This is a genomic window from Rhodococcus sp. AC861, assembly GCF_979256035.1.
In genome coordinates this window covers 1-16,834 of sequence record NZ_CEEDMW010000005.1, presented here as the reverse complement: position 1 = coordinate 16,834, position 16,834 = coordinate 1, and the positions used below count along the sequence as shown (strand labels likewise).

The following is a 16,834-nucleotide window of genomic DNA, read 5'->3' as shown; positions in this document are numbered from 1 at the left end:
AGTCGTGCGAGTGCCCCAGTCCTGGCTGACCGAGGTCGTGCAGAAGGCAGCGCCCGGGTGGAATGTCACCTCGGAGGAACTCGACGCGGGGTTCGTGTCGGTGGGCTTCGAGATCGAGGACGTCATCCCTCTGCCCCCGATCACGGGCCCTCTCGTCGTCGGTCGTGTGCGTTCCATCGAGGAACTGACCGAGTTCAAGAAGCCGATCCGCTTCTGCCTCGTCGAGGTGGGGGAAGCAGAGCCGCGCGGAATCGTCTGCGGCGCGCGGAACTTCGCGGAGGGTGACCTCATCGTCGCCGCACTTCCCGGCAGTGTTCTGCCGGGCCCGTTCGCCATCGCTGCACGGGAGACCTACGGACGGACGTCCGACGGGATGATCTGCTCGGTCTCCGAGTTGGGCATCGGCTCCGACCACTCCGGCATCCTCGTGCTGCCGGAGGGAACTGCTCGGCCGGGCGACGATGCCCGCACGGTTCTCGGTACCGACGACACCGTCTTCGACGTCAACGTGACACCCGACCGCGGCTACGCGCTGAGTGTGCGCGGACTCGGTCGGGAACTCGCATCCGGTTTCGATCTCGACTTCACCGACCCCGCCGACGCGTCCTGGCCCGTCGTCTCCGCAGATGCGTCCGAGGGTGACGCGTGGAGCGTCGAGGTGAACTCCGACTCGGGCGCGACGCGATTCGCGGCTCGACGCGTCGTCGGCATCGATCCGGCGGCAGTGACGCCGTGGTCCATCCAGAGGCGGCTGCTGCTGTCGGGAGTGCGGCCCATCTCTCCGGCTGTCGACGTGACCAACTACGTGATGCTCGAACTCGGCCAACCGCTGCACGCGTTCGACGCGGCTGCTCTCTCGGGTGGACTGGTCGTTCGCCGCGCCGCGGCGGGGGAGACCCTGCGCACCTTGGACGACGTGGAGCGCACGCTCGATCCCGAGGACGTCGTGATCGCCGACGACTCCGGAGTCGTCTCGCTCGCCGGCGTCATGGGAGGCGCGTCGACCGAGGTCGGTGCCGAGACCACGGACATTCTGCTGGAAGCGGCGATCTGGAGTCCGCTCTCGGTCTTCCGTACTGCCCGTCGCCACAAACTCCCCAGCGAGGCCAGCCGACGATACGAACGCGTCGTCGACTCGGCGTTGCCTGTCCGCGCACTCGACCGCGCGGCGTCGCTGCTGGCGTCGATCGCCGGGGGACGCGTCGAACCGCTGCTCACGGACGTCGGCGGCGCCTCGACGCCGGACCCCGTCCGTATGGAACTGGATCTTCCGGATCGCGTCGCCGGCGTCACGTACGCGAACGGCACGGCAGTCCGTCGCCTGTCCCAGGTGGGTTGCACCGTGGAGGTCGACGTCTCGGAATCTGGCCGCGGGGTCCTGGTGGTCACACCGCCGACATGGCGTCCGGATCTGCGCCAACCGGCTGATCTGGTCGAGGAGGTGCTGCGCCTCGAGGGGCTGGAGTCGATCCCGTCCGTTCTTCCGCAGGCGCCCGCAGGCCGCGGACTGACCCCGTCGCAGCGTCGGCGTCGCGCCGTGGGCCGAGCACTGGCCTACACGGGACACGTCGAGGTTCTCGCTCCCGTCTTCCTCCCCGCCGGAGTATTCGACGTGTGGGGACTCGATGCCGACGATCCACGTCGTGTCACCACCCGTGTTCTCAATCCGCTCGAGGCGGATCGCCCCGAACTCGCCACGACACTGCTGCCCGGACTTCTGGAAACGGTGCAACGCAACGTCTCCCGTGGTCGGCGCGATCTCGCACTGTTCGCCCTCGCGCAGGTCGTGCAGCCCGGCGAGGGCACACGGCCCATCGACGCCCTGGCCGTCGACCGGCGACCGACCGACGACGAGATCACCGCGTTGAAACAGTCTCTGCCCGTGCAGCCCCTGCATGTCGCGGTCGTTCTGTCAGGTGCGGTCACCGCACCCGGGCCGTGGGGCGCAGGTCGTCCGGCCGAGGCGGGGGACGCCTTCGCTGCCGCGCGCACCATCGCGGGTGCATCGGGCGTGGAGGTCGAACTCCGTGCGGCACAGCATCTTCCGTGGCACCCGGGTCGGTGCGCCGAGATCGTTCTCGACGACGTCGTCGTGGGGTGGGCCGGTGAACTGCATCCGAGTGTCCTCGAGCGCGCGGGTCTTCCGCCGCGCACCTGCGCGGTCGAGATCGATCTGGATCTGGTCCCCACGATCGAGCCGTTGCCGTCGCCGTCGATCTCGCCGTTCCCCGCTGTCCTGCAGGACGTGGCCGTGGTGGTCGACGCCCCGGTACCGGCCGCCTCGGTGGAGAAGGCGTTGATCGCCGGTGCCGGTCCGCTGCTCGAGGACATCCGCATCTTCGACGTGTTCGCGGGTGAGCAGGTCGGTGAGGGCAGGAAGTCGCTCGCGTTCGCTCTGCGTTTCCGGGCGCCCGACCGTACTCTCACGGAGGCCGAAGCGAGTGCTGCGCGCGACGCTGCAGTCACCGCTGCGACCGCCGCGGTGGGAGCCGAACTGCGTCACTGAACCCGCCTGACGAATGAGCTTGCACCGTCGTGCATAATCATCGTATGGATAGTGCATCGACATCGGCAGGCTGGAAGGTCGCCGTCGCAGGCGCCAGTGGGTACGCAGGGGGAGAGATCCTGCGCCTGCTGCTCGCGCATCCGGCTGTCGTCGACGGTCGGATGACCATCGGCGCTCTGACCGCGGGGGGCAATGCCGGGTCGACGCTCGGCCGTCATCATCCACATCTGGTGCCGTTGGCCGGTCGGGTTCTGGTCGACACCACGGGCGAGGAATTGGCCGGCCACGACGTCGTGTTCCTCGGGCTCCCGCACGGTAAGAGCGCGGAGATCGCGGAGCAGCTCCCCGAGTCGACGCTGATCATCGACTGCGGTGCCGACTTCCGCTTGACCGACGCGTCGGCGTGGGACCGCTGGTACGGCGGCGAGTACGCGGGCCACTGGCCGTACGGCATGCCCGAACTCCCCGGCGCACGGGACGCGCTCATCGGTGCCACGCGTATCGCGGTGCCCGGTTGTTACCCCACCGCAGCCTCGCTCGCGATGGCTCCCGCGGTCGCGGCAGGAATCGTCGAGCCGAGGGTCACCGTCGTCGCGGTCAGTGGTACGTCCGGTGCGGGAAAGGCCCCGAAGCCCGACCTGCTGGGTTCCGAGGTCATGGGGTCGGTGCGGGCCTACGGCATAGCCGGCGCACATCGGCACACGCCGGAGATCCGCCAGAACCTGTCGGCGATCGCCGGAACGGACGTCGTCGTCTCCTTCACCCCGGTGCTGGCTCCGATGCCGCGGGGAATCCTGGCGACGTGCACGGCGCCCACCACGGTCACGGCCGGCGACGCGCGCGAGGTCTACGAGAAGTTCTGCGCGGACGAGCCGTTCCTTCATCTCCTGCCGGAAGGCCTTCTGCCGCAGACCGGTTCGGTGGTGGGATCCAATGCCGTCCACCTCCAGGTGTCGGTCGACGAGGACGCCGGCGTGCTGGTGGTGCTCGCCGCGATCGACAACCTGACCAAGGGCACCGCCGGTGCCGCTGTGCAATCGATGAACCTGGCCCTCGGTCTCGCCGAGACCGACGGCCTCTCGACCGTAGGGACGGCGCCATGACGCAGGAAGAACCCACCCGGAGTCACGGCGTCCTCGTCCGGACGCAGGGTGTCACCTCGGCTGCCGGGTTCCGGGCTGCAGGTGTTCCGGCGGGACTCAAGGCCAAGGGCGGGCCGGATGTCGCACTGGTGTTCAACGAAGGGCCCGACCTCGCAGCGGCCGGAGTCTTCACCACCAACAAGGTGAAAGCAGCCCCCGTGCTGTGGTCCCAGCGGGTCCTGACGTCCGGCGCCCTGCGCGCGGTCGTCCTGAATTCCGGCGGAGCCAACGCCTGTACCGGCGCTCCGGGCTTCCAGGACACCCACCGGACCGCGGAGCACCTCGCCGCCACACTGAGCGACTGGGGAACAGAGACCGGTGCCGGCGAGATCGCCGTGTGCTCCACCGGACTGATCGGTGACCGGCTCCCGATGGACAAATTGCTGCTCGGCGTGACGTCCGTCGTGCACGAGCTTGCGGGCGGGATCTCGGGCGGTACCGACGCTGCGTACGCGATCATGACGACCGACACCAAGCCCAAACAAGCCGCGATCCATCACGAGAACGGCTGGAACGTCGGCGGAATGGCCAAGGGCGCAGGCATGTTGGCGCCCTCGCTGGCGACGATGCTCTGCGTCGTCACCACCGACGCCGTCGCCACATCGGACCGACTGGATCGTGCACTTCGCGCGGCCACGGCGATGTCCTTCGACCGGCTGGACGTGGACGGTGCGACGTCGACGAACGACACGGTGCTGTTGCTGGCGTCCGGTGCCAGCGGTGTCGAGGCGACGCAGGAGGAGTTGGACGCTGCCGTGCTGGCCGTGTGCGACGACCTGGCCGACCAGTTGATGGCCGATGCCGAGGGCGTCACCAAACGTATCCGCATCACGGTGGGGGGAGCGGAGACCGAGCACGACGCTCTGATCGCTGCCCGGACCATCGCGCGAGATTCCCTGGTCAAGACGGCTCTCTTCGGCTCCGACCCCAACTGGGGACGCGTACTCGCCGCGGTGGGTATCGCACCGGTCGCTCTCGATCCGGACCGGATCGTCGTCTCGTTCAACGGTAGTCCCGTGTGCGTCGACGGTATGGGCGCGCCGGGTGCTCGCGACGTCGATCTGTCGGCCGTCGACATCACGGTCGACGTCGATCTCGGTGTGGGGTCCGCATCCGCATCCATCCGGACGACCGATCTCTCGCACGCCTACGTCGAAGAGAACTCGGCGTACTCGTCATGACACGCTCCGACGACACGGTCGGCGATCCGCACGAGACCGCCCGCATTCTCGCGTGTGCGTTGCCCTGGTTGCAGCAGTGGACCGGGAAGGTGGTCGTGGTCAAGTACGGCGGCAACGCGATGGTCGACGACCGGCTCAAGGCCGCGTTCGCCGCCGACATGGCGTTTCTGCGCACGGTAGGCATCCACCCCGTCGTCGTACACGGAGGCGGGCCGCAGATCACCGCCATGCTGTCCCGGCTGGGACTCGTGGGGGAGTTCCGCGGCGGCTTCCGCGTGACGACGCCCGAGGTCATGGACATCGTCCGCATGGTGCTGTTCGGACAGGTGGGCCGCGAGCTCGTCGGGTTGATCAACGCGCACGGCCCGTTGGCGGTCGGTATCTCGGGCGAGGACGCGCACCTGTTCACCGCCACCCGACGTTCGGTGATGGTCGACGGTGTCGCCACCGACATCGGACTGGTGGGTGACGTGACGAGTGTGAACCCCGGTGCGGTGCTCGACCTGATCGCCGCCGGACGCATTCCGGTGGTCTCGACCATCGCGCCCGACGCCGACGGTGTCGTGCACAACATCAATGCCGACACCGCGGCCGCGGCGTTGGCCGAGGCACTCGGTGCGCAGAAGTTGGTCATGCTCACCGATGTCGAAGGCCTGTACACGAATTGGCCGGACCGTGGCTCCCTCGTGTCCGAGATCGAGGCCGACCTGCTCGCCGAGCTGCTGCCCTCGCTCGACGCCGGAATGGTGCCGAAGATGGAAGCGTGCCTGCGCGCCGTACGTGGTGGCGTTCCGAGCGCCCACGTCATCGACGGCCGACTCGAACATTCCGTGCTCCTCGAACTCTTCACCGGCGAGGGCATCGGAACCATGGTCCACGAGGGCGAACACGAACTGGTGACGAGAGGACGAGCATGACGAGCACGGAGATGCTGCAGCAACGCTTCTCGAATGCGTTGATGAACAACTACGGCGTGCCCCGTGTCGCCCTTGTCGGCGGCGCGGGCGCGGTGGTGACCGACGCGGACGGCAAGGAGTACATAGACTTCCTGGCCGGTATCGCCGTCAACATCCTGGGTCACGCGCACCCGGCGATCATCGACGCGGTGAGCGCCCAGTTGTCGACCCTGGGGCACACGTCGAATCTGTACGCGGCTCCGCCGTCGATCGAACTGGCCGAGCACCTGCTCGAGCACCTCGGTCATGCGGCCGGTGGTGACGCGCGAGTGTTCCTGTGCAACTCCGGAACCGAGGCCAACGAGGCTGCGTTCAAGATCGCGAGGCTCACCGGACGCCCGAACATCATCGCCGCGGAGAACGCGTTCCACGGTAGGACGATGGGCGCCCTGGCGCTGACGGGTCAACCCGACAAGCGTGCACCGTTCGAACCGATGCCCGGCGGCGTGTCCCATGTCCCCTATGGCGATGTCGCTGCGCTGGAGGCTGCCGTCGACGAGAACACCGCCGCGGTGTTCCTCGAGCCGATCATGGGCGAGGGCGGTGTCGTCGTTCCTCCGGAGGGATATCTGACGGCGGCGCGGGAGATCACGGCGCGACACGGCGCCTTGCTGATCCTGGACGAGGTCCAGACCGGCATCGGTCGCACCGGATGGTTCTACGCCCATCAGCGTTTCGGCATCGTGCCCGACGTGATCACGTTGGCGAAGGGTCTCGGTGGTGGCCTGCCGATCGGTGCCTGCATCGGAATCGGCCGCGCCGCAAGCATGCTGACCCCCGGCAAGCACGGCACCACGTTCGGCGGCAACCCGGTCTGCTCCGCCGCGGCGTTGGCCGTGCTGCGCACCATCGCCTCGGACGATCTGCTCAGTCGCGCCGACCGACTGGGCAAGAACCTGCGCAACGACATCGAGGCCCTCGGGCATCCCCTCGTCGACCATGTCCGGGGAGCCGGACTGTTGCTCGGCATCGTGCTGACCGAACCGGTGGCGGCGGACGTGGAGACCGAGGCCCGGCACGCGGGCTTCCTGGTCAATGCCGCGCAAGCGAACGTCATCCGGTTGGCCCCGCCCCTGATCATCACCGACGAGCAGGCATCGGCCCTCGTCCAGGCACTACCTGCCGTCCTCGACCGCGTATCGCGCGCCGCCGCGGAACAGGCCACCAGCACGGAGGCAACGTCATGACACTGCGCCACTTCCTGCGAGACGACGATCTGACACCGGACGAGCAGTCGGAGATCCTCGCTCTCGCAGCAGAACTCAAGAAAGCCCCGTTCTCGATGCGACCACTCGAAGGTCCCCGAGGCGTCGGAGTCATCTTCGAGAAGAACTCGACGCGAACGCGTTTCTCGTTCGAGATGGGTATCGCCCAGCTCGGTGGACACGCCGTCGTCGTCGACGGCCGCAGTACACAACTCGGCCGTGAGGAGACTCTGCAGGACACCGGCCGGGTGCTCTCGCGGTACGTCGACGCCGTCGTGTGGCGCACGTTCGGACAGAAGCGGCTCGAGCAGATGGCGTCCGGTGCCAGTGTGCCGATCGTCAATGCGCTCTCGGACGACTTCCATCCGTGTCAGATCCTCGCGGATCTGCAGACGCTCGCCGAGCGGAAGGGGTCGCTGAAGGGTCTTCGCCTGTCCTACTTCGGCGACGGCGCCAACAACATGGCGCATTCGTTGATGCTCGGCGGCGTGACGGCCGGCATCGACGTCACGATCGCGGCGCCGGAAGGGTTCGTTCCCGATGCCGCGGTTCTCGCGGCGACCCGCGCTCGCGGTGAACAGACCGGTGCGAACGTCACCGTCACCACCGATCCCGTCGCCGCCGCAACCGGAGCCGACGTTCTGGTGACCGACACCTGGACGTCGATGGGCCAGGAGAACGACGGCCTCGATCGCGTCGGCCCGCTACGGCCGTTCCAGGTGAACGAGGCGCTGGTGGACCACGCCGACTCGGAGGCGCTGGTGTTGCACTGCCTTCCCGCGCACCGCGGCGAGGAGATCAGCGACACGGTCATCGACGGACCACGCAGTGTCGTCTGGGACGAAGCCGAGAACCGACTCCATGCCCAGAAAGCAGTCCTGGTCTGGCTTCTCGAGCGTGCGGGTCGTCGGACGCCGTGATCGTCGACGACGCCGGATCGGTGCGATCCGAGCCTGCGGGTCCGGTGACCTCCTCCACACGCGCGGGGCGTCAGGCCCGCATCGTCGTGCTGTTGTCGACGCACCAGGTCCGGTCCCAGCCCGAGCTTCAGACTCTCCTCGCCGCGGAGGGCATCGACGCCACCCAGGCGACGTTGTCCCGCGACCTCGACGAGCTCGGAGCCGTGAAGCTCCGTGCCGCGGACGGGGGAGCGGGCGTCTACGTGGTCCCCGAGGACGGGAGCCCGGTCCGAGGCGTGTCCGGGGGCACCGACCGACTGTCCCGACTTCTCGGGGAGTTGCTCGTCTCCACGGATGCGAGCACCAACATGGCCGTTCTCCGCACGCCGCCCGGCGCGGCGCACTATCTGGCGAGCGCACTCGACCGTGCGTCCCTGCCCGAGATTGTGGGAACGGTCGCGGGAGATGACACCATCTTCGTGATCGCACGCGAACCGATGTCGGGACGCGATATCGCGGACCGCATCGAACACCTTGCACGCTGACCACATCCAGCACGCTCATATATCGAACACAACGAAGGAGCACATACCTCATGGCCGAACGCGTCATCCTCGCCTACTCCGGTGGTCTCGACACCTCTGTCGCCATCAGCTGGATCGGCCGCGAGACCGGCAAGGAGGTTGTCGCCGTCGCGATCGATCTCGGTCAGGGTGGTGAGGACATGGAGGTCATCCGTCAGCGCGCCCTCGACTGCGGCGCCGTCGAGGCCGTCGTCGTCGACGCGCGCGACGAGTTCGCCGACGAGTACTGCCTCCCGACCATCCAGTCCAACGCGCTCTACATGGACCGGTACCCGTTGGTCTCCGCTATCTCCCGTCCGTTGATCGTCAAGCACCTGGTGGAGAACGCACGCTCGCACGGCGGCACGGTCGTCGCTCACGGCTGCACCGGTAAGGGCAACGACCAGGTCCGGTTCGAGGTCGGCTTCAACACCCTCGCGCCCGAGCTCGAGGTGCTGGCGCCCGTGCGCGACTACGCCTGGACGCGCGAGAAGGCCATCGCCTTCGCCGAGGAGAACGCGATCCCGATCAACGTCACCAAGAAGTCGCCGTTCTCCATCGACCAGAACGTGTGGGGACGCGCCGTCGAGACCGGCTTCCTCGAGGACCTGTGGAATGCGCCGACCAAGGACGTCTACGACTACACCGAGGACCCGACGGCCAATTTCAACGCACCCGACGAACTGGTGCTCACCTTCGACAAGGGACGACCCGTCGCGATCGACGGACGTCCGGTGTCGGTGCTCGAGGCCATCCAGGAGCTGAACACGCGCGCCGGCAAGCAGGGCGTCGGCCGGCTCGACGTGGTCGAGGACCGCCTGGTGGGAATCAAGAGCCGTGAGGTGTACGAGGCTCCGGGCGCCATGGTCCTCATCCGTGCGCACGAGGAACTCGAGCACGTCACCATCGAACGTGAGCTGGGTCGGTACAAGCGCCACACCGACCAGAAGTGGGCCGAGCAGGTGTACGACGGCCTGTGGTTCTCACCGCTGAAGGGTGCGCTCGACACGTTCGTCCAGCACACGCAGGAGCACGTCACCGGTGAGATCCGCTTGGTGCTGCACGCAGGAACGATCGTCGTCAACGGTCGCCGCAGTGGCGAGTCGCTGTACGACTTCAACCTGGCCACCTACGACGCCGGTGACACGTTCGACCAGTCGTCGGCGAAGGGCTTCGTGCAGTTGCACGGTCTGTCCGCGAAGATCGCAGCGAGTCGTGATCGCGGGGCCGTCGCTGCGCAGGGTCAGTCGGACCTGTGATCTCACCCGCTCACGGCACCAACGCCGGCGCTCTCTGGGGTGGCCGTTTCGCGTCGGGTCCGGCCGAGGCGATGGCGGCACTGAGCAAGTCGACACACTTCGACTGGGTACTGGCGCCGTACGACATCAGGGCGTCGAAAGCTCATGCTCGCGTGCTGAACTCGGCCGGACTGCTCACTGCCCCGGACCTCGAGGCCATGCTCGCCGGCCTCGATCGGCTCGCCGCCGACGTCGAGTCCGGCGCGTTCGGGCCTGCCGAGTCCGACGAGGACGTGCACGGCGCCCTCGAGCGTGGACTGATCGAGCAGGTCGGACCTGAGCTGGGTGGCCGGTTGCGTGCGGGGCGATCCCGCAACGACCAGGTGGCGACCCTCTTTCGCATGTGGCTCCGCGATGCCGTCCGTCGTGTGTCGGCCGGTGTTCTCGATGTCGTGGGCGCACTCACCGAGCAGGCCATAGCTCATCCGGATGCCGCGATGCCGGGGAAGACTCACTCCCAGGCGGCGCAGCCGGTCCTGCTCGCGCATCACTTGCTGGCACACACTCACCCGCTGCTGCGCGACGTCGAGCGGTTCCGCGACTTCGACGGTCGTGCGGCCGTGTCGCCGTACGGTTCCGGCGCTCTGGCCGGGTCGTCTCTGGGCCTGGATCCGGAGAAGATCGCGGCCGAGCTCGGATTCAGCGGGTCGGCGGAGAACTCGATCGATGCGACCAGTTCCCGCGATTTCGCCGCCGAGGCCGCGTTCGTCCTGGCGATGACGGCGGTCGACCTCTCCCGACTGGCGGAAGAGATCGTGTCGTGGAGTACGCCCGAATACGGATACGTGACGCTTGCCGACGCGTGGTCGACCGGTAGTTCCATCATGCCGCAGAAGAAGAACCCGGACGTCGCCGAACTCACGCGCGGCAAGACGGGTCGTCTGATCGGCAATCTCACCGGGTTGTTGGCGACGCTGAAGGCGCAGCCGTTGGCGTACAACCGGGATCTGCAGGAGGACAAGGAGCCGGTGTTCGACTCGGTCCTCCAGCTCGAGATGCTCCTTCCGGCCCTCACCGGCCTGGTCTCGACACTGACGTTCGATACCGATCGGCTCCGTCAGCTCGCCCCGGCCGGTTTCACGTTGGCGACGGACATCGCCGAGTGGCTGGTGCGCCAGGGGGTTCCGTTCCGCCACGCGCACGAGGTTGCGGGAGACTGCGTTCGCCGCGCCGAGGCTCGTGGCGTCGGACTCGACGAGCTGACGGACGAGGAGTTCGCGGAGATCGATTCCGCGCTGACCCCGGATGTGCGCACCGTCCTGACCGTCGACGGATCCATCGGATCGCGCGACAGCCGAGGCGGCACCGCGCCGGTTCGAGTGGCCGAACAGATCTCCGTCGTCGTCGGGCTCACGGCGGAACTGAGGACCTGGACGACCGCGTGACGCGCGGTACCCGGACGAGCCGTTCTCGGCGTCGGACGGGTATGAGACGCTAAGCCCGTATCGACCTAGTTCGTCGGGGGACACGAGGGTCGAGCAGGAACGCGTCGAGGAGTTCAGTTGCTGGGTATCGATACCGGGTCGGTCGCGACATCGTTGCGACGTGTCGTCGCGACGGCGCAGAACGGTCTCGAGGTCATCCGACTCGGGGGGCTCGAGACCGACGCCGTGCCGTCGGAATTCACCGTGGTGGCGCGGGACCGCATGTACCGGCTGCGGCGCTACTTCCCGGAGTCGGACCAGACGGGACCACCCGTCGTTCTGGTACCGCCGATGATGATGTCCGCCGACGTGTACGACGTGACTCGCGATCAGGGCGGCGTCGGCATCATGCACGAGGCCGGCCTCGATCCGTGGGTCGTCGACTTCGGTTCTCCGGCCACCGAAGAGGGTGGGTGGAACCGCACGCTCGCGGACCACATCGTCGCAATCAGCGAGATCATCGACATCGTCGCCGACCGCACTGGGCGCGACGTGCACCTCGGTGGCTACTCGCAGGGCGGGATGTTCTGCTACCAGGCGGCTGCCTACCGATCGAGCCGCAACATCGCCAGCATCATCACGTTCGGAAGTCCCGTCGACACACTGGCGGCTCTGCCACTCGGCATCCCGGCCAACGTCGCGACGAAGGGAGCGGAGTTCCTGGCGGAGCACGTCTTCACCCGTCTGGACGTGACGGACTGGATGGCGCGCACGGGCTTCCAACTCCTGGACCCGGCGAAGACGGTCAAGTCGCGTATCGACTTCCTTCTGCAATTACACGACCGGGATGCTCTACTGCCGCGTGAATCCCAGCGTCGGTTCCTGGCGATGGACGGCTGGGTGGCGTGGTCGGGTCCTGCGGTCGCCGAGCTTCTGACCCAGTTCGTCGTGCACAACCGCATGATGACCGGTGGATTCTCCATCCGCGGCAAGGTCGTGTCCCTGGCCGAGCTGACGATGCCGATTCTCGCCTTCGTGGGCGAGGTCGACGACATCGGTCAGCCGCTCGCCGTCCGCGGTATCCGCAAGGCCGCACCGCGTGCAGAGGTGTACGAGGCCGGTCTTCGTGCGGGCCACTTCGGTCTGGTGGTCGGAAGCACTGCGGCAACGCAGACGTGGCCGACGACATCGGCCTGGATCCGCTGGCGCGAGGGACTGGGGCCGCGTCCGATCGAAGCGCAGGAGATGGCGTACGACGAGCATCCGGCGTCGGAAAGCGGTGTGTCGGTGGCCAACCGACTGGTCCACACGGCCGCCACCATCGCGGAGGTCGGTCTGGGGCTCGGACGAGGGTTCGCCTCGGCGGCCGCCGGTGCTGTCCGTGGATCTCGGGAGATCTCGTCCGAGGCGGCGCGCACGTTGCCGCGACTCGCGAGACTCGGTCAGCTGCAACCACATTCACAGGTGTCGCTCGGTCGTCTGCTCGCGGAGCAGGCACGTCGGGCGAGTCAGGGCGAATGCTTCGTCTTCGACGATCGCGTGTACTCCTACTCCGCCGTGGACCAGCGCATCGACAATGTCGTCCGCGGCCTGATCGTCAACGGGGTGCGCCCCGCGATGCACGTCGGTGTGTTGATGGAGACCCGCCCCAGCGCTCTCGCGGCGGTGGCGGCGTTGTCACGCATCGGCGCGGTAGCCGTCATGTTGCAACCGTCCGCGGATCTGTCCGCGGCGATCAAGCTGGGCCGCGTCAGCCTGCTGATCGTCGACCCGGACAACCTGGCCGGCTCGGCTGCCTACGGACTCGATGTCCTCGTGCTCGGCGGCGGAGAGTCCCGTTCTCTCGACATCGAGGACGAGGACGCTGTGGTCGACCTCGAGCAGATCGACCCGTCGACCGTGGAACTGCCGGGGTGGTACGTACCCAACCCCGGTCGCGCACGCGAGCTGGCGTTCGTCCTGTTCAGCGGCACCGAGGATGCACTCGACGCCAAGTTCATCACCAACTACCGGTGGGCATTGTCGGCTTTCGGAACCGCGGGTTCCGCGGGTCTGTCGCGAAGCGACACCGTGTACTGCCTCGCGCCTCTGCACCATTCGGCCGGGCTCCTGGTCGCCGTCGGTGGCGCGCTCGTGGGAGGCTCGCGCATCGCGCTGTCCCGCGGACTCGAACCCGAGCGCTTCGCCGACGAGATCCAGCGGTACGGCGTCACCGTCGTCTCCTACACCTGGACGATGATGCGAGAACTGCTCGACTACCCGGGATTGCCCCACCGGGGACAGCACGCGATCCGCCTGCTGATCGGCTCGGGCATGCCCACCAACCTGTGGCGACGGAGCCTGGAGCGGCTCGCGCCCGCCCGCGTGCTCGAGTTCTATGCCTCGACCGAGGGTGACGTCGTGCTGGCGAACGTCGCGGGGACCAAGATCGGCGCCAAGGGTCGCCCCCTTCCGGGAAGTGCACGCGTCGCGCTCGCTGCCTACGATCCGGTCTCCGGCCGGTACCTGGTGGACGATCGTGGGTTCGTGCGACAGAGCGAACCGGGGGAGCCGGGGCTGCTTCTCGGGCGCCCCGGCTTGGACGACGCCAGTGGCGCCTTCATGCGAGGTGTCTTCAGCGCCGGCGACGTGTGGACCCCCACTGAACTGCTGTTCCGACGCGACGAGGGCGGCGACTACTGGCTGTTAGGCCACAAGCGGTCCATCGTCGCGACCGCACGCGGTCCGATCTACCCGCAACCGATCGTGGACGCCATGGGTGAGGCGTCCGCGGTCGATCTCGCTGTCGCCTACGGAATCGGCGACCACGGGTCGCAGTGGTCGATCTGCGCTGTGACCGTGCGCTCCGGCGAGAACCTCACGGCGGCAACCGTTTCGGAGGCGCTGTTGGCCCTCGATCCGGCAGAACGGCCCGACCTGGTGCACGTGGTCAAGGACATCGCGCTCAGTCGGGCGTTCCGTCCTCTCGACGTCGCGCTGCGCAGTGCAGGTCTTCCGGCGCCGGGTGTGAAGACGTGGTATCTCGCGTCGTCGTCGGGGGAGTACAAGCGGCTCACCAAGGCAGTGGCGGCGGAGCGGTTCTCGGTTCCGCAGTAAGGTCGCAGGCATCCGTCAGGTCGATTCGACCGACCCCGATTCGAGGAGTCCCGTTGAGCGTCGATGCTCGCCTTCACAGCATCCTTGCCTGCCCGCAGGACAAGGGCCCGCTGTTGCTCATCCAGGACGAACTGCTCTACAACCCGCGTCTGCGGCGCGTCTACCCGATCGAGAACGGAATTCCCGTGTTGCTGATCGACGACGCGCGGGACGCCGACGAGGCAGAACACGCCGATATCGTCGCCAGGGCCGTCGAACCGGCAGCCGTCGCCGACTGACCGTCGGTCGGAGACGGGCGATGGAGAGCTCACTCGAAAGTGCACTCGCATCGGCCGACCCGGTGTCGGCTGCGCGTCTGCTTCTGGGTGGGGTGATGATGTCACGCGGCGTCACGATCCGAGTCGTCGAAGTCGAGGCGTACGGCGGTGACCCCGACGGCCCCTGGCCGGACCCGGCCGCACACTCGTTCCGCGGGCCGACGCCCCGGAACGCTGTGATGTTCGGGCCGGCCGGACGGTTGTACGTCTATCTCAGCTACGGGATGCATCTCTGCGCCAACATCGTCTGCGGACCCGAGGGAACAGCAGGAGCTGTCCTCATCCGTGCAGGTGAGGTCATCGACGGTCTTCCTGTTGCGCGTGGTCGCCGTCCCGCTGCGCCGATCCCCGGTATGGCTCGCGGTCCCGGCAACGTCGGCAGTACTCTCGCGCTCTCCCTCGGTGACAATGCGTGCCGTGTCGCCCGTGCAGGGTCCGACGTCACCTTCACCGCACCCGACGTCGTGACGACCGACGTCCGGTCCGGCCCACGAGTCGGGGTGTCGACAGCGGCCGACAGACCGTGGCGCTTCTGGCTCCCGGATTCACCCTCCGTGTCGGCGTATCGGCGGAGTCCACGCGCACAGTCTCCGGGGGCCGAGACACCGAGGCCGCCGTCCACCTGACAGCGCGGATACGGGAAGATCGTCCGGTGAGCATCATCGAGGACCTGACCTGGCGTGGGCTGATCGCCCAGTCGACCGACATCGACGCGTTGTCGACCGCGACGACCGATGACGGCCCGATCACGCTGTACGCGGGATTCGATCCGACCGGCCCGAGTCTGCATGCAGGCCACCTGGTGCCGTTGCTGGTCTTGTCCCGCTTCCAACGTGCAGGCCACCGACCCGTCGTTCTCGCAGGTGGAGCGACCGGATTGATCGGTGATCCTCGGGATGTCGGGGAACGTGTCATGAACTCGACCGACACGGTCGCCGAGTGGGCTGACCGCATCAAGGGTCAGTTGTCCCGGTTCGTCGACTTCGAAGGGCCTGCGGGCGCCGTCATCGTCAACAACCTGGACTGGACGGCTCCGCTGTCGGCCATCGACTTCCTTCGCGACATCGGGAAGCACTTCTCGGTCAACGTGATGCTGGCGCGGGACACCGTGAAGAAGCGACTCGAGTCGGACGGCATGTCTTACACGGAGTTCAGCTACATGCTGCTCCAGGCGCAGGACTACCTGCATCTGCACCGGGAGCACGGATGCTCACTGCAGGTGGGTGGGTCGGACCAGTGGGGAAATATCGTCGCCGGCATCGATCTGACCCGTCGGATGGACGGTGATGCGGTGCATGGATTGACCGTTCCGCTGGTGACCGCCGCCGACGGGACCAAGTTCGGGAAGTCCACGGGTGGCGGAAGCCTGTGGCTGGATCCGGAGATGACATCGCCGTACGCCTGGTACCAGTACTTCGTGAACACCGCGGACGCCGACGTCGTCAAGTACCTGCGGTGGTTCACGTTCCTCGACCGTGACGAACTCGCGGAACTGGAGACCGCCACTGCCGAGAAGCCGCAGGCACGACTCGCCCAGCGGCGCCTCGCTGCGGAGATGACGACCCTCGTCCACGGTGAGGCCAACACGACCGCGGTCGAGCTCGCCAGTTCTGCGTTGTTCGGCCGAGGCGAGCTCCGTGATCTCGACGCTGCCACTCTCGCTGCCGCGTTGTCGGAAACCGATGTCGCGGAGATCGGCGCTGGGGAGACCCCGACGATTGTCGACCTCCTCGTCGAGACCAAGTTGTGCGACAGCAAGGGGGCTGCGCGACGCGTGGTCAAGGAAGGCGGGGTGTCGGTCAACAACCAGAAGATCGGCACTGAGGACTGGGTTGCCGGCGCAGACGACTTTCTCCACGGCGAGTGGCTGGTGGTGCGACGCGGCAAGAAGAACATGGCAGGAGTGCGGCGTCTGTCCTGAACGGATGGGTCCCGGTGTTCGGCGTCACATGGCCGTCCGGGATCCGACTGACCGGGCGCCGGCGCCCGTGATGCGTCCGACCTGCTCGTTCGTGACCCCGACGCAAGGATGACCTGCGGATTTGACGCACTGTTATCCGTCGCGTAACTTTCTTCAAGTCAGAGCGACACGGACACCAGCCAGGCCCGCAAGGCCAGGAGTTATGGTAAGCCCGAGACGCGAATGACTGCCTACTTCGTACTCCGATCGCGGTCCTTGACCAAGGCGATCGGACGCGGTTAGGCTGGAACGGTTGCCCCGGATCTTCCCGCTGTGTGTGGGTGGTGGTGGTGTGTGCGTGTTCTTTGAGAACTCAACAGTGTGTCGATGAATGTCAGTGCCAATAT

At 67.3% G+C, this 16,834-nt stretch carries 13 protein-coding genes; all 13 read left to right on the top strand.

Annotated features, from left to right (window positions below; genetic code table 11):
* The first annotated feature begins 4 nt into the window (after positions 1 to 4).
* Entirely contained in the window at positions 5 to 2,506 is a 2,502-nt protein-coding gene (pheT, locus tag AC0IX4_RS16345) for a phenylalanine--tRNA ligase subunit beta (RefSeq protein WP_471829967.1), read from the top strand.
* A gap of 44 nt (positions 2,507 to 2,550) precedes the next feature.
* Entirely contained in the window at positions 2,551 to 3,609 is a 1,059-nt protein-coding gene (gene argC / locus AC0IX4_RS16340) for an N-acetyl-gamma-glutamyl-phosphate reductase (protein ID WP_471829965.1), read from the top strand.
* Positions 3,606 to 4,829 (top strand): bifunctional glutamate N-acetyltransferase/amino-acid acetyltransferase ArgJ, encoded by a 1,224-nt coding sequence (gene argJ, locus AC0IX4_RS16335; RefSeq protein WP_471829964.1) that lies wholly within the window; start codon positions 3,606 to 3,608, stop codon positions 4,827 to 4,829. Before argC ends, argJ begins: the two co-directional genes overlap by 4 nt.
* Complete coding sequence (gene argB, locus AC0IX4_RS16330) at positions 4,826 to 5,746, top strand: acetylglutamate kinase (RefSeq protein WP_471829962.1); 921 nt, start codon at positions 4,826 to 4,828, stop codon at positions 5,744 to 5,746. Before argJ ends, argB begins: the two co-directional genes overlap by 4 nt.
* Positions 5,743 to 6,972 (top strand): acetylornithine transaminase, encoded by a 1,230-nt coding sequence (locus AC0IX4_RS16325; protein ID WP_471829961.1) that lies wholly within the window; start codon positions 5,743 to 5,745, stop codon positions 6,970 to 6,972. The genes argB and AC0IX4_RS16325 overlap by 4 nt, the downstream gene beginning before the upstream one ends.
* Positions 6,969 to 7,910: an ornithine carbamoyltransferase gene (argF, locus tag AC0IX4_RS16320; protein WP_042573337.1), complete on the top strand. Its 942-nt coding sequence runs from the start codon at positions 6,969 to 6,971 to the stop codon at positions 7,908 to 7,910. The genes AC0IX4_RS16325 and argF overlap by 4 nt, the downstream gene beginning before the upstream one ends.
* A 44-nt stretch (positions 7,911 to 7,954) precedes the next feature.
* Positions 7,955 to 8,434, top strand: coding sequence for an arginine repressor (locus AC0IX4_RS16315; RefSeq protein WP_235579446.1), 480 nt, complete (start codon positions 7,955 to 7,957; stop codon positions 8,432 to 8,434).
* Positions 8,435 to 8,484: 50 nt separating this feature from the next.
* On the top strand, positions 8,485 to 9,711 hold the full coding sequence (locus tag AC0IX4_RS16310) for an argininosuccinate synthase (protein ID WP_042573338.1): 1,227 nt from the start codon (positions 8,485 to 8,487) through the stop codon (positions 9,709 to 9,711).
* Positions 9,711 to 11,135, top strand: coding sequence for an argininosuccinate lyase (gene argH / locus AC0IX4_RS16305; RefSeq protein WP_471830295.1), 1,425 nt, complete (start codon positions 9,711 to 9,713; stop codon positions 11,133 to 11,135). Before AC0IX4_RS16310 ends, argH begins: the two co-directional genes overlap by 1 nt.
* Before the next feature lie 117 nt (positions 11,136 to 11,252).
* Positions 11,253 to 14,210 (top strand): AMP-binding protein, encoded by a 2,958-nt coding sequence (locus tag AC0IX4_RS16300; RefSeq protein WP_471829960.1) that lies wholly within the window; start codon positions 11,253 to 11,255, stop codon positions 14,208 to 14,210.
* A 53-nt stretch (positions 14,211 to 14,263) separates the two neighbouring features.
* On the top strand, positions 14,264 to 14,488 hold the full coding sequence (locus tag AC0IX4_RS16295; protein WP_042573341.1) for a Trm112 family protein: 225 nt from the start codon (positions 14,264 to 14,266) through the stop codon (positions 14,486 to 14,488).
* A 20-nt stretch (positions 14,489 to 14,508) separates the two neighbouring features.
* On the top strand, positions 14,509 to 15,153 hold the full coding sequence (locus AC0IX4_RS16290) for a DNA-3-methyladenine glycosylase (RefSeq protein ID WP_471829958.1): 645 nt from the start codon (positions 14,509 to 14,511) through the stop codon (positions 15,151 to 15,153).
* Positions 15,154 to 15,179: 26 nt separating this feature from the next.
* Complete coding sequence (gene tyrS, locus AC0IX4_RS16285) at positions 15,180 to 16,448, top strand: tyrosine--tRNA ligase (protein ID WP_056068981.1); 1,269 nt, start codon at positions 15,180 to 15,182, stop codon at positions 16,446 to 16,448.
* Positions 16,449 to 16,834: the final 386 nt, after the last annotated feature.

Bases quoted from the DNA above. Each gene is read 5' to 3' on its own strand.
- argJ (WP_471829964.1), top strand. From the start codon at position 3,606: ATGACGCAGGAAGAACCCACCCGGAGTCACGGCGTCCTCGTCCGGACG.
- AC0IX4_RS16290 (WP_471829958.1), top strand. From the start codon at position 14,509: ATGGAGAGCTCACTCGAAAGTGCACTCGCATCGGCCGACCCGGTGTCG.
- argC (WP_471829965.1), top strand. From the start codon at position 2,551: ATGGATAGTGCATCGACATCGGCAGGCTGGAAGGTCGCCGTCGCAGGC.
- AC0IX4_RS16325 (WP_471829961.1), top strand. From the start codon at position 5,743: ATGACGAGCACGGAGATGCTGCAGCAACGCTTCTCGAATGCGTTGATG.
- argB (WP_471829962.1), top strand. From the start codon at position 4,826: ATGACACGCTCCGACGACACGGTCGGCGATCCGCACGAGACCGCCCGC.
- AC0IX4_RS16310 (WP_042573338.1), top strand. From the start codon at position 8,485: ATGGCCGAACGCGTCATCCTCGCCTACTCCGGTGGTCTCGACACCTCT.
- argF (WP_042573337.1), top strand. From the start codon at position 6,969: ATGACACTGCGCCACTTCCTGCGAGACGACGATCTGACACCGGACGAG.